Consider the following 13,217-nt stretch of genomic DNA (forward strand, 5'->3'; position numbering starts at 1 on the left):
GATCAAAAAAATTACCTATCATCTTATTGGCGGCTTATTTTTTTCCGGTCATCTATATTCCCTATCTTTGAATTGCTATGGCTGCAGAGAGTTTTGAAATCAGGTTGCCGCAGTTTGAGGGCCCGTTTGATTTGCTGCTTTTCTTTATCGAACGAGATGAGCTGGATATTCACGAGGTATCCATTGCGCGTATCACCGACGACTTTCTGGCTTACATTCACCAGATGAACAGCCTGAATATGGAGCTGGCCAGCGAGTTCATTTTTGTAGCGGCCACCCTAATGCGCATCAAAGCCAAAATGCTGCTCCCCCGTTTTGAGGCCGAAAGCGGCGAGGCGGAGGTTGACTCGAAAGAGGACCTGATTCGGAAACTCATCGAATACAAAAAGTTTAAAGACATCTGCGAGCAGCTACGCCCGCTGGAAGAAGAACGCTTAAAGCAAGAGCGCCGAGGCAATATAGCCGACGAGCTATCGCAAATTGAGGCCGTTACTTTACCAGGCGAAGAACTTTCTGAGCTTACCCTGTACCGCCTGATGCAGGTTTATGAGCGCGTACACCGCCGCTACCTGAACCGCACCGAAGAGGTAAAGCACACCGTGGTACAATACCTTTACACCATTGAACAGCAAAAAAAGGTAATTGACGAATTACTGCGCATTAACGGCCGGATGGACTTTTCATCCATCAGGCAAAACTCTGAAAACAGGGTACATTTTATATACAACTTTTTAGCCATGCTCGAGATGTTACAGCAAGAGCTGATAGACATCCAGCTGGGTTTGGGATTTAATAATTTTTGGATTGCGCCTAAAACAGCCCATTGATTTTGACTAACTTAGGCGCCTGTTAAGCATCATGAAAAAAGATAAACTGATTTTTAAGCTACTCGACGATGAGCAACAGCGCCAGGAAGAAGGACTGGAACTGATTGCCTCCGAAAATTTTGTAAGCAAGCAAGTAATGGAAGCTGCCGGATCGGCCGCTACCAACAAATATGCTGAAGGTTTGCCCGGCAAACGCTACTACGGCGGCTGCCAGGTGGTTGACGAGATTGAAACTATAGCCATTGAGCGTGCCAAGCAATTGTTTAATGCTGAGTGGGTAAACGTACAACCACACTCGGGCGCACAAGCCAATGCGGCAGTAATGCTGGCCATATTGCAGCCCGGCGACAAAATTTTAGGTTTCGACTTGTCGCATGGTGGTCACTTAACCCACGGTTCGCCGGTTAATTTTTCGGGTAAACTTTATCAGCCTTTGTTTTATGGCGTAAAAAAAGAAACCGGATTGATTGATTACGAGCAACTGCGTGCTACCGCCCTGCAAGAAAAACCAAAACTAATTATCTGCGGTGCTTCGGCTTACTCGCGCGATTGGGATTATGCTTTCATTCGCCAGGTGGCTGATGAGATTGGCGCGCTGGTACTGGCCGATATTTCGCACCCGGCCGGACTGATTGCCCGCGGTTTGTTAACCGACCCACTACCGCATTGCCATATTGTAACCACCACTACCCATAAAACCCTTCGCGGCCCACGCGGTGGCATGATTATGCTGGGTAAAGATTTTGACAACCCTTGGGGATTAAAAACACCTAAAGGCGAAATCAAAAAAATGTCGGCCTTATTGGATGCTGCCGTATTTCCAGGCACACAAGGCGGTCCGCTAGAGCACATCATTGCTGCTAAAGCTGTTGCATTTTATGAAGCGCTGGGCGATGATTACATGAAATATGTATTGCAGGTAAAACTAAACGCTCAGGCTATTGCTAAGGCCTTATTAGATCGTGGTTATGAAATCGTTTCGGGCGGTACCGACAATCACTTGATTTTAATTGACCTGCGCAACAAAAACATATCAGGCAAAGCTGCCGAGAATGCACTGGTACAGGCAGATATCACCGTAAATAAAAACATGGTGCCGTTTGATGATAAGTCACCGTTTGTAACTTCAGGTATCCGTATTGGTACTGCTGCCGTTACCACTCGTGGTATGAAAGAAAAACAAATGGAACAGATTGCTGATTTAATAGATGCGGTGATTAAAGATCCTGAAAACGAACATTCGGTTAAGAAAGTACGTAAACAGGTACACGCATTAGCGGAAAAGTTTCCGTTATATAATTAAGAATATACATTAATGGTGGTTGACCAAGTTCCTGATAATGAAGCTGAGCGTTTAAATGCACTCCGTTCTTATGATATTCTGGATTCATTTCCTGAAAAAGAATACGATGCGATTACACGCTTGGCTTCATATATATGCCAGGTTCCGTTGGCTTTTATCACCTTTATTGATGAAAACAGACAGTGGTTTAAATCTAAGGTAGGTTTGCCTATTGAAGAAATACCGCGCGCTAAGGCTTTTTGCCGGTACACCATAATGGATGATGTACTGGTAGAAGTACCCGATGCAAGGCTGGATGAACATTTTTTAGATGATGAAAATGTAAAAAGCGGATTAGGCATCCGTTTTTATGCCAGTGCCCCGCTTATTGACCCGGATGGTTACCGCCTCGGTTCGCTTTGTGTGTTTGATCAGCAACCCAAGCACCTAACCGACGAGCAGAAAGACGCACTCCAAACCCTGGCCAGCGAAGTAATTTCGCACCTCGCTTTGCGCAGGCAAAAAAAGGAATTGGAACGTAACCTGGAACGCCATAAAGATTTTTACCGCCTTTTCAACAGCTCGTCGGAAATTCACTACATCGCCGACGAAACATCCAAGATAGAATCCATCAACAACGCGGTTGAAACCATTTTGGGCTATAAATCCGAACAAGTGATTGGCCGCTCGTTATGGGAGTTTGTAGTAGACCAAGACCGCCAACAGTTTGCACCATTGATTGAACATGGCTTGCTTACGCAAAAATCTTTTGAGCTGGAAACCTGCATAGTGACCTCCAATAACGAAGTTAAATGCATAAGCTGGACAGCCATTCATGCCGATGGTAAATGGTATGCCAGTGGCCGAGATATCACCGAACAAAAGCGCGTTCAGGACGAATTGGAGCAACTATCATTGGTAGCCAGCAAAGTACATAATGGTGTTGCTATAAGCGATGCCGATAATAAAGTGCTTTGGATTAATGAGGCTTTTGAGCAAATTACCGGCTTTACGTTTGACGAGGTTAAAAACCAAGAACTAATCAATATACTTAACCCCGATTATACCCGTGAGGATGTAAGCGGCAAGCTACAGAGCTACCTGCAAACGCACAAGGCTTTTGAACTAGAAATAAGAATACTTCACAAAAACGGAAATCACATGTGGATATCCGTTTTAAACTCGCCTGTTTTTGACAAGGCTGGTAAAATTGAAAAGTATATCAAGGTAATTATTGATATAACCGCCCGCAAAAAAACAGAACAGGAACTTGAAATTTTATCCTTTGCTTCACGTAAATCGCCAAGCGGTGTACTGATACGCGACCGTGAAGGAAGGGTTATATGGATGAATGAGGCGTTGGAAACTATTTTAGGTTATACATTAACCGAAATGGAGGGCCACTCATTTGGCCGAACTTTGATAGGCCCCAATACCGATGTAAGCGTTTATGAAAACGCCCTGAAGGCTTTTATCAATAACAAACCATACGAAATTGAGATACTGCTCTATAAAAAAGATGGTGAGCCAAGCTGGGTATTTCTGTCTAACAGCCCATTGTTTAATGACGAGGGGCATGTAGAACGGCAGGTAACGGTTTGTGTTGACATCACAGAGCGTAAAAAAGCCGAAGAAGAGCTAACCTTACTTTCCATGGTAGCCAGCAACACCTTAAGTGGTGTGGTTATCAACGATAATGCCGGTACTGTAGAGTGGGCCAACAGCGCTTTTGAAAAAATCACCGGTTATAAGATTGACGATATACAGGGCCGCCACCTGGGGGACGTATTAAAAGGTGAGCTGACCGACTTTTCGAGCATTGAGAAGGCGCGCGAGTTATCTAAAAATAAACAATCGTTTGAGGTCGATGTACTGGTATATCGCAAAGACGGGCAACCTATATGGGTGTCGGTCATTAATTCGGTAATACTGGATGAACAAGGCAATGTTAAAAAATACATTGAGGTGGTTATTGATATCACCGCCAAAAAGAAAGTTGAACTGGAGCTAATTGCTGCCAAAGAAGAAGCATTGCAGCTGAGCCGGGCTAAAGATATGTTCATCTCTGTAATGAGCCACGAGATACGTACGCCACTGAACGCCGTTATTGGGATGTCGCACTTGCTGTCGGAAGATAATCCGTCAGAATCTCAAAAAGAGAATTTAGGCATCTTAAAGTTTTCGGCAGAAAACCTGATGACGCTGATTAACGACGTGCTTGACTTTACCAAGATAGAAACCGGTAACATTGAACTGGAAAAAGCAAAGGTAGACTTGCGCGAACTGGTACAAAGTGTAACCAGCTCTATGCAGTTTAAGGCCGTAGATAAAAAGATATATTTAAAGAACACTATTGACGCGGCTGTTCCAGCTTTAGTGATAGGCGACCGTACCCGTTTGGTACAGATACTATTAAACATTGTAGGCAACTCCATTAAATTTACTGCAACCGGCGGCATCATTATCGATTTAAAGGTATTAGAGCAAACACCTACCGAAGCTCGCATACGCTTTGCTGTTACTGATACGGGCATTGGCATTGCTTCTAACAAAATCAACACTATATTTGAGTCGTTTAAACAAGCTGAGGCAGATACCACCCGTAAATATGGTGGAACCGGATTGGGCTTAGCCATTACCAAGCGTTTGATTGAGCTGCACGACTCAAGAATTAATGTGGACAGTGTAGTTGGCCAAGGCTCTACCTTTTGGTTTAGCATTACATTTAAAAAAGCAGATAGCATAGCTGTGACAACTCATAACGGAACGGAGATAGGATTAAAGGTAAACGTACTGGTTGCTGATGACAACCAAATTAACCGTTTGCTGATTAATAAGGTATTAAAAAAATGGGGTATCACACCCGACTTTGCTGAAAACGGTGCTGAAGCTGTTGATAAAGTAGTGGCAAATCAAAACTATGATGTGGTATTGATGGATATCCATATGCCCGAGATGGATGGTTTAGAAGCATCACGTACTATACGCAGCAAAGAAGGCGACTACTTTAAAAAAGTGCCTATTATTGCCTTAACAGCATCTATGCTTACTAACCAAATGAATGAGATTGGCGATGCCGGCATGAATGATTATGTATTAAAGCCGTTTGATCCCAAAGTGCTGTACGATAAGCTAAGCCACTACCAGCACGAATAAAAAAAAAAACAGGGATACCTTTTTCAAGAATATCCCCGCCAATTAATTATGTAATCAAACGCTCCGGGTAGTTATACGGAAGCTGTTACAGCAAGGTTGCATAAAAAGTAAAATATTTATTATTATCAGTTAAATAAAACAAGAAAGGCCCGTTAACCGGGCCTTTCTTGTTTTGAAGTATGTTTTGACGAATTAGTTAGGTTGAGAAGGCGACATCACACCTGTATAGCGCGATCCTTTGTCTAACATAATAAAGTCTGTTAATATCTGGCCAGCTTCCCTTTTCAAAAAGTCCAGATCTTCATTTTTTGGACGGGTTTCGCCTTTTTTCAAAGGTGTTAAGCCCAATGCCGCACGACGCAGGTTGTTGCGCTCAAAGCTTTTCTGCTCATCTGCATCACGTTGTTGTTTCAACTGCTGCTCATTAAGTGTTATGCTTTTCTCGTCCTGGCGTTTTTTGAACTCAGCAATATCTTCCAGCAAATATTTATAACTGTCGTTGTTAGCCATGCGTTGGTTGTGCATCTGGTTCAACTGCGGAATTGCGCCACTCAGGTCGGCCACTTTTACAAAATTGCTTTTGGCAATCATATCAAAAGGCAATGCCGATGGTTCAGTGTCTTCGCCATATTTATCCAGCGGAATTACTGAAGGGAAAGCCACATCAGGCGTTACGCCTTTGTGCTGAGTTGAACTGCCGCTGACACGGTAAAATTTGGCAATAGTTAAATTCAATTGACCAAACTTGGTTTCAGCACCTGTACCGTTCGACTTTTTAGTCATAGAGGTAATCATATCACGCAAAGAAGTGCTGATTACCTTATCCAGTTCAATAGCGCTTTGTACGGTACCTTTACCATAAGTTTGGGTACCTAAAATCAATCCACGTCCATAATCCTGAATAGCACCGGCAAAAATTTCGGAAGCTGATGCACTGAAACGGTCAACCATTACAGCCATTGGGCCGTTATAAGCCACCATCGGGTCTTCATCTTCGTTAACTTCTACACGGTTACGGGTGTCACGTACTTGTACTACCGGGCCTTGTTTAATAAATAAGCCGGTTAGCTCAATAGCTTCAATTAATGAACCACCACCATTTTGACGTAAATCCATTATCACACCATCAACATTTTCACGTTTCAAGGTATCTAATATCAGTTTTACGTCGCGGGTAGTGCTTTGATAATTTGGATCTTTAGCACGGTAAGCATTAAAGTCTATATAAAAAGCTGGCACATTGATAATGCCTATTTTATAAGTTCGGCCGTTTGCATTATAAGTACGAATTTCTTTTTTCGCCAACTGATCTTTCAACACAATTTTTTCGCGTGTCATCGACACAATCTTTGGCTTATCTGATGCACCGGTACCTTTAGGCAATAGTTTTAATCTAACTACAGTACCTTTAGTGCCACGAATTAGCGCAATAGCATTTTCCAATCGCCAGCCCACAACATCCTGAAATTCTCCCGTTTGGCCTTGTGATACACCAATAATACGGTCGTCAATATTAATCTGGCGGCTTTTATCTGCCGGACCACCGGCCACAATGGTTTTAATAGTTACATACTCATTTTCAGAAGCTAATGAAGCACCAATGCCTTCCAATGAACGAGACATTTCGATATTAAAATTCGCTGCATTGGCCGGGTTGAAGTAGTTAGTATGCGGATCTACAGCTTCAGTAAACGAATCCATAAAAATCTGGAACACGTCTTGGTTAGAAAGCTTTTTGGCTTGCGATACTAGGTTTTGATAACGCTTACGCAAAGTTTCCTTGTTTTTGGTCATGTCCGGCGTAGCCAGTTTCAAATTCAGTAAGTCGTATTTAACACGTTGGCTCCACAACTTATTCATGGCTGTGGCCGATGACACCCAAGGTTGATTTTCCCGGTCGTAGGTAAAACTTTCGTTGGTATTAAAATCGTAGCTTTTGTTCAATTGCGTTAAAGAATAATTGATTCTTTCCAGGTAACGCTTTTGGTAAACATTAAAAATGTAAAAAACGGCGTTTAAATCTCCGGTTTTTAAATCATCGTCAAACTCATTTTTAAAACGGTCAAAATCTTTAATGTCTGATGCTAACAGATAATTGCGGTTTTCGTCAAGTGCTTTCAAATAACGGTCGTACACCGCGTTGGAAAGAGAGTCGTTCAAACTTACTTTTTTGTAGTTGTACTGGCTAATCAGTGAAGCTACCTCCTTACATACAAGGCTCTGCTTTTGATCGGGCAGCAAATCACCAGGACCAACTTTTGCAGGCTTGCTGGGAGAAGCCTTACACGCCAGCGCTGCGCTGAGCACCAGCAGTATATAAAACTTTTTGAACATCTCTTTTATGGTTTTTAAATCTGTATCTAAATAAAACATCAATATTGGTGCCTGTATTATTAATTTCTCAAAGTAAATAAAAAAGAGACAGCAATTTAAGCTGTCTCTTACTTACAATAATAATATAAATAATAATGTTTTAACAGACTTTGTATAGTTTATGGCATTTGCACAACATTATGCTATACACCCTATTAACTGTTATATAGTTACAAAGCGCTTTGTGTATTACCGGCATAAGTGGTGCCGGGTTTAATAGCCGCTAACTTATCGCGTTGCAGGTTTTTCAGTTCAAAGTCAACATGTGTCAAGTCGTCTTTCCAGTTGTGGTTAATGGCCAAGCTGCGCGCTTCGTCCAAATCCTGCTGGGCCAAGGCAAAATCGCCAATGGTAGATTTAATAACTGCCAAATCAATCAGGTTGGCTATAGTTAACCGATCGTTGCTTTGCTGACGCGACAAATTGTTGCTTTGCAAAAAGAACCATTTGGCTTGGGTAAGTTTATTTTGCCTGATGTATATCTTGGCCAGATCTCTAAATCCGTAGCTAGCTTCGGCATATTCTCTGAAACGCATATGATGCTGCGCTTCTTTCATCACCGAACGCTCGCTAAGCGATAAACCATAAGCCGTTTCCAGAACGCTTAATGGTGTAACGGAAGTATTGGTAAAGGAAACTGGCCGTAATTTAATACCAGCCGAAGGCTGTTGCACCAACTGCGGCAAACGGCGGTAATTGCTGATATTCAATTTATACCACTGTGCCGACGCCGATAAACTGATAGAACACAACAGAACGAGTAAGGTTATGCGCATGCTTTATTTTGTATGAGTTTAATTAAATTAATCAGTAAGCAAATATACCGCTTATTACGCTACTCAGAAACAATTAGTTGCAATCTACTCAAAAACTTTCACATCGCCATCACATAACGCCCAAACCATATATGGATGTGTATCAGCGTGGTATATATCTCCATTTGCAGCAATGCCTATGGTACCGGCAAAGCCGTCATAGGGTTTCATTTCGGCTAGTGATTTTTGGGTAGCTTCTTCCAGGCTCATACCATCAGTTACACGTGTAACAATTTTGGCAGCTACTGCACCACTTACAATATCCTCGCCCACACCTGTGCAGGATATACCTGCATAAGCATTTACATAGTTACCGGCAGCTGTAGCCGAATCACTTACCCGGCCTACCATTTCATATCCTTTACCCCCAGTTGATGTAGCCGCAGCCAGATTACCTGTTTCATCTAACGCTACACAGCCAACAGTACCGAGGCGGATAGATTCATTCAGTTTCTTTTCATACTCTTGCTTGCGCTGCGGCGTTTCAACGTTATAGTAATCAAAACCGTTGTCGCGGGCAAACTGCAAGGCTCCTTTGCCGCTTAGCACTTTGTCTTCATAATCCATCAGCTTTTTCGCAACAAAAATGGGGTTTTTCACATCCTCAATGTTGATAACTCCGGAAAAGCCCAGTGTTTTGCCATCCATCAATGAGGCACTCATGCGAATTACACCGTCACTTTGAATTTGAGAACCAATACCTGCATTGAACAGATCACAATCTTCTAACAAACTTACAGTATATACTACAGTTTCAACAGCTGTATGGCTTTGCAGGTAATCATATCCTTGCTGTACAATACGCTTTAAAGCATCCTGTTTGGCCTGCTTTACTTCTTGATTGGTTCCCGACTCGCTGAAAAAGCCGCCGTGAATAATTATTTTCATAATTGGGTGGTTGGTTATATATGCAAAGAGACACAAAGTATCGTGCCTCTACAAAAGTATAATTAGGAATTAATTATTTGGTAATAACAAGCAAAAAGTAGCGTAAGGTCTTGCTCAATAAGATATCGCTCAATCCCTATCCGGCACCTGTACATAAACGCCTTCTTCTACCTTGGTTCTTTTCTTCATAATCATACGGTGCTGCGCTAGATCGTACCGGTCAAATATCGACATTACATGCACTTTTAATCCTTCAATAGAAACCGGCGCACCCATTTCTACTTCATAAATATTGGTGCCTACCATTCCTTTACCATCTACTACGATGGTTAAGCCCGAGCCTATCGCTTCCATCATACTGCCTTCAGTAATCAGTAAACCGGCATCCTCACCCAAACCAATACCCAAAATACCGGGATTGCTGGCCACTGCATAAAACAAACGGCCAATGCGTCCGCGTTGTACAAAATGGGTATCGATAATCATATGATCAATAAAGCCCAATCCGGCGGTAATTTGCACCTCGCCTTTTACCAGTGCCTCATTACTTTCGCCACGGTAAATCATATTGGTTGATGCTGCTGCTGCACCGGCTGATGTTCCGGCGATAACAAAATGCTCGTGGCAATAACGCTTTTTCAGAATCTGTAAAAATTCAGTCCCACCAAATATAGAACTCAAACGCAGCTGATCGCCCCCGCTAAACATCACTACATCAGCATTACGAACACGTTCCAAATATTCAGGATTTGCAGCATCTTCGCGACTGCGGATATCTAACACGTTTACATGTGTTACACCCAACGCAGTAAAAGACTTGATATATTCATGCCCTACAATTTCGGGAATTTGAGAAGCCGTAGTAATAACCTCTACCTGTGAACCCTGCTGCTTGGCCGATTCTAAAATTATTCTTTTGAGTATGCCGCGTTCAAAAAATTTAATATAATTGGGCTTAAGAATATGTTCTTCGGCACTAACATTGGTCCCCATATCAACCGCACCGCCTATTATTATTAACTTACCTTTCGGGACAATCATTACTTTAAACAATTAGTTAATACAAAGTAAATAAAAAAGTGATAATTCTGCACTTATCATATCATAACGGCCATAATATCCTTAAAAATTACATTACATTGTTACACCTTTTAGATTTATAAAACAAAAACATACGCCCATCTGATATTGAGAAACAACACCTATGAAGATAGAAAAAATACAAGTTCTGCGCGGACCTAACATCTGGAGCATTAGCCGAAAAAAACTGATACAAATGCGGTTGAATCTCGAAGAAATGGAACACCGCCCTACCAATACCATTGATGGTTTTTATGAAAGGTTACAAGCATTAATTCCCAGCATGTATGGGCACCGCTGTTCGCCGGGCGTACCTGGAGGCTTTTTTGAACGGGTGCAACAAGGCACCTGGATGGGACACGTAATTGAGCATATTGCTTTAGAGATACAAACACTGGCCGGCATGTTTTGCGGCTATGGCCGTACCCGCGAAACCAAAACACCAGGCACATATAATGTGGTATTTAACTACCTTGAAGAGAAAGTAGGTGTATTTGCTGCAGAATCGGCCGTGCGCATTGCCGAAGCGCTCATAGCCGGTGAAGAGTATCCGCTTGAAGCAGACATACAGGAAATGCGCGAAATACGCGAACGGACACGTTTAGGCCCCAGTACCGGTTCTATTGTAGAAGAAGCTATATCGAGAGATATTCCATGGATCAGGCTCAACAACCAGTCGTTGGTACAACTGGGCTATGGCAAAAACCAGGTACGCATCCGTGCCACCATGACCGAGCATACCAGCAGCATTGCGGTAGATTTGGCCAGTAATAAGGAAGAAACCAAACGCATTTTGCAAGAGCAGGCGATACCTGTGGCTAAAGGTGTAACCATTACATCGGCATCGCAAGTGTCCGACGCTATCCGCAAGGTTGGCTTTCCGCTGGTTTTTAAACCGCTTGACGGCAACCACGGACGCGGTGCCACCATTAACGTTAAAACTGAAGAAGAAGCTATTGCCGCTTTTGAGCATGCGGCCCGCATATCGCGTAAGGTGATAGTAGAAAAGTTTGTGACCGGATATGATTTTAGGGTGCTTGTCATCGACCATAAAATGGTAGCGGCGGCCCTGCGCGTGCCAGCCCATGTAAAAGGTGATGGCGAGTTGAATATTCAGCAACTGATTGATAAAGAAAATACCGATCCGCGCCGTGGATACGGCCATGAAAATGTATTGACTTTGATTGAAGTTGACCGCGATACACGCGATCTACTCGATAAAAAAGGTTATACACTGGAGACGGTTCCGGCTAAAGATGAAATAGTTTACCTGAAATCTACCGCTAACCTGAGCACCGGTGGTACTTCTATTGACGTAACAGACCAGGTACACCCCGAAAACATTTTCATCTGTGAGCGGATATCACGTGTGATTGGGTTAGATATTTGCGGCATCGACATCATGGCCGAGAACTTGACTGAGCCCCTTACCGAAAATGGCGGCGTTATACTGGAGGTTAATGCAGCTCCGGGTTTCCGTATGCACGTGGCACCAAGCGAGGGTTTACCACGCAACGTAGCGGGCAATGTATTGGATATGCTGTATCCGCCGGGTAAATCGGCTCGTATTCCAATTATTGCTACCACCGGCACCAACGGTAAAACCACTACTACCCGACTGATTGCACACATTATAAAAAACAACGGCTATCGCGTAGGCTTTACCACGTCCGATGGTATTTATGTGCAAAATACGCTGATGGTAGAAGGTGATACCACCGGTCCGCAAAGCACTGAGTTTATTTTGAAAGATCCTACAGTAGATTTTGCCGTATTAGAAACGGCCCGCGGCGGCATTTTGCGCTCGGGACTGGGCTTTGGCAAATCGGACATTGGTGTAATTACCAACATCCAGCCCGATCATTTAGGTATATCTGATATCCATACCTTGGATGATTTAGCTCGTGTAAAAAGCGTGGTCATCAACTCTGTAAAAAAAGACGGATGGGGCGTATTGAATGCAGACAATGAACATTGCGTACGTATTGGTAAAAATGCCGATTGTAATATTGCTTACTTTAGCCGCAACGAGAATAACCCTGTAATACAGGCGCATTGCAAAAAAGGCGGCATTGCCTGCATTTGCGAGGATGGTTACATTACCATCAAAAAGGGCGATTGGAAAATCCGGGTGCAACGCATTAGCCAAATACCTATCACATTTGGGGGTGTGGTTAGCTTTATGATTGAAAATGTAATGGCCGCTACATTAGCCACTTACTTATACGGCTTTAAAACTGAGGATATCAAAACCTCATTGCAAACCTTTGTACCATCGGCCACACAAACGCCCGGTCGGATGAATATTTTCAATTTCCGCGATTTTAGGTTTATGGTTGATTTTGCCCACAACCCTGATGGCTATGTTGGCATAGGAGAGTTTTTGCGCACCATTGATTCGCCACTAAAAATTGGCTTGATTGCCGGCACCGGCGACCGACGCGATGAAGACATCATTGAACTGGGCCGCCTTGCCGCCAATATGTTCGATTATATTTTACTACGGCAAGCCGACCATTTGCGCGGCCGCTCGCGCGAAAACATGATCAGCTTAATGGAGCAAGGTATCAAATCAGCAAAACCCGACATGCCTTACGAAATTTTGCCCGACGAGGTGGATGCCGTTGCTTATGCCATTAGCCTGGCCAAACCCGGTACATTTATTACCACTTTAAGTGATGCTGTAGGCGATGCGGTTGAGATTGTGCAAAATTATCAAGAGCAGGATGCCATGCGGATATAATCAAGAATTGATTAACAACAAAGCCCTGCCATTTGAATATGACAGGGCTTTGT

Annotated in this window: 8 protein-coding genes; 4 read left to right on the forward strand and 4 right to left on the reverse strand. The window is 43.1% G+C overall.

Annotated elements, in window-relative coordinates; genetic code table 11:
* Positions 1–77 precede the first annotated feature (77 nt).
* Genes GPM24_RS03530 through GPM24_RS03540 form a run of 3 tightly spaced genes read left to right on the forward strand, consistent with a single transcriptional unit; the run spans position 78 to position 5,265 of the window.
* Positions 78–827, forward strand: a complete 750-nt coding sequence (locus GPM24_RS03530) for a segregation and condensation protein A (protein ID WP_158825351.1) — start codon at positions 78–80, stop codon at positions 825–827.
* A gap of 31 nt (positions 828–858) precedes the next feature.
* The gene (gene glyA, locus GPM24_RS03535; protein WP_158825352.1) at positions 859–2,130 is read left to right on the forward strand and encodes a serine hydroxymethyltransferase; all 1,272 of its coding nucleotides are present in this window, start codon (positions 859–861) and stop codon (positions 2,128–2,130) included.
* Positions 2,131–2,142: 12 nt separating this feature from the next.
* Positions 2,143–5,265: a PAS domain S-box protein gene (locus tag GPM24_RS03540; protein ID WP_158825353.1), complete on the forward strand. Its 3,123-nt coding sequence runs from the start codon at positions 2,143–2,145 to the stop codon at positions 5,263–5,265.
* Positions 5,266–5,457: 192 nt separating this feature from the next.
* Here the strand turns inward: GPM24_RS03540 and GPM24_RS03545 are convergent, their stop codons facing one another.
* The 4 genes from GPM24_RS03545 to GPM24_RS03560 form a co-directional block, all read right to left on the reverse strand.
* The gene (locus GPM24_RS03545; protein ID WP_233268725.1) at positions 5,458–7,638 is read right to left on the reverse strand and encodes a carboxy terminal-processing peptidase; all 2,181 of its coding nucleotides are present in this window, start codon (positions 7,636–7,638) and stop codon (positions 5,458–5,460) included.
* 170 nt (positions 7,639–7,808) lie between these two features.
* Positions 7,809–8,414: a hypothetical protein gene (locus GPM24_RS03550; protein ID WP_158825354.1), complete on the reverse strand. Its 606-nt coding sequence runs from the start codon at positions 8,412–8,414 to the stop codon at positions 7,809–7,811.
* An 84-nt stretch (positions 8,415–8,498) separates the two neighbouring features.
* Positions 8,499–9,341: an isoaspartyl peptidase/L-asparaginase gene (locus GPM24_RS03555; protein WP_158825355.1), complete on the reverse strand. Its 843-nt coding sequence runs from the start codon at positions 9,339–9,341 to the stop codon at positions 8,499–8,501.
* A gap of 129 nt (positions 9,342–9,470) precedes the next feature.
* On the reverse strand, positions 9,471–10,382 hold the full coding sequence (locus GPM24_RS03560; RefSeq protein WP_158825356.1) for a cyanophycinase: 912 nt from the start codon (positions 10,380–10,382) through the stop codon (positions 9,471–9,473).
* A gap of 163 nt (positions 10,383–10,545) precedes the next feature.
* Between GPM24_RS03560 and cphA the strand changes: the two genes are divergently transcribed.
* On the forward strand, positions 10,546–13,164 hold the full coding sequence (gene cphA, locus GPM24_RS03565; protein ID WP_158825357.1) for a cyanophycin synthetase: 2,619 nt from the start codon (positions 10,546–10,548) through the stop codon (positions 13,162–13,164).
* The last annotated feature ends 53 nt before the right edge of the window (positions 13,165–13,217 follow it).

It is taken from the genome of Mucilaginibacter lacusdianchii (assembly GCF_009770985.1).
Taxonomy (GTDB): Bacteria; Bacteroidota; Bacteroidia; order Sphingobacteriales; family Sphingobacteriaceae; genus Mucilaginibacter; species Mucilaginibacter lacusdianchii.

Excerpts from the sequence above, each read along its gene's own strand:
- cphA (WP_158825357.1), top strand. The coding sequence starts at position 10,546 with ATGAAGATAGAAAAAATACAAGTTCTGCGCGGACCTAACATCTGGAGC.
- glyA (WP_158825352.1), top strand. The coding sequence starts at position 859 with ATGAAAAAAGATAAACTGATTTTTAAGCTACTCGACGATGAGCAACAG.
- GPM24_RS03555 (WP_158825355.1), bottom strand. The coding sequence starts at position 9,341 with ATGAAAATAATTATTCACGGCGGCTTTTTCAGCGAGTCGGGAACCAAT.
- GPM24_RS03560 (WP_158825356.1), bottom strand. The coding sequence starts at position 10,382 with ATGATTGTCCCGAAAGGTAAGTTAATAATAATAGGCGGTGCGGTTGAT.
- GPM24_RS03540 (WP_158825353.1), top strand. The coding sequence starts at position 2,143 with ATGGTGGTTGACCAAGTTCCTGATAATGAAGCTGAGCGTTTAAATGCA.
- GPM24_RS03550 (WP_158825354.1), bottom strand. The coding sequence starts at position 8,414 with ATGCGCATAACCTTACTCGTTCTGTTGTGTTCTATCAGTTTATCGGCG.
- GPM24_RS03530 (WP_158825351.1), top strand. The coding sequence starts at position 78 with ATGGCTGCAGAGAGTTTTGAAATCAGGTTGCCGCAGTTTGAGGGCCCG.
- GPM24_RS03545 (WP_233268725.1), bottom strand. The coding sequence starts at position 7,638 with ATGTTTTATTTAGATACAGATTTAAAAACCATAAAAGAGATGTTCAAA.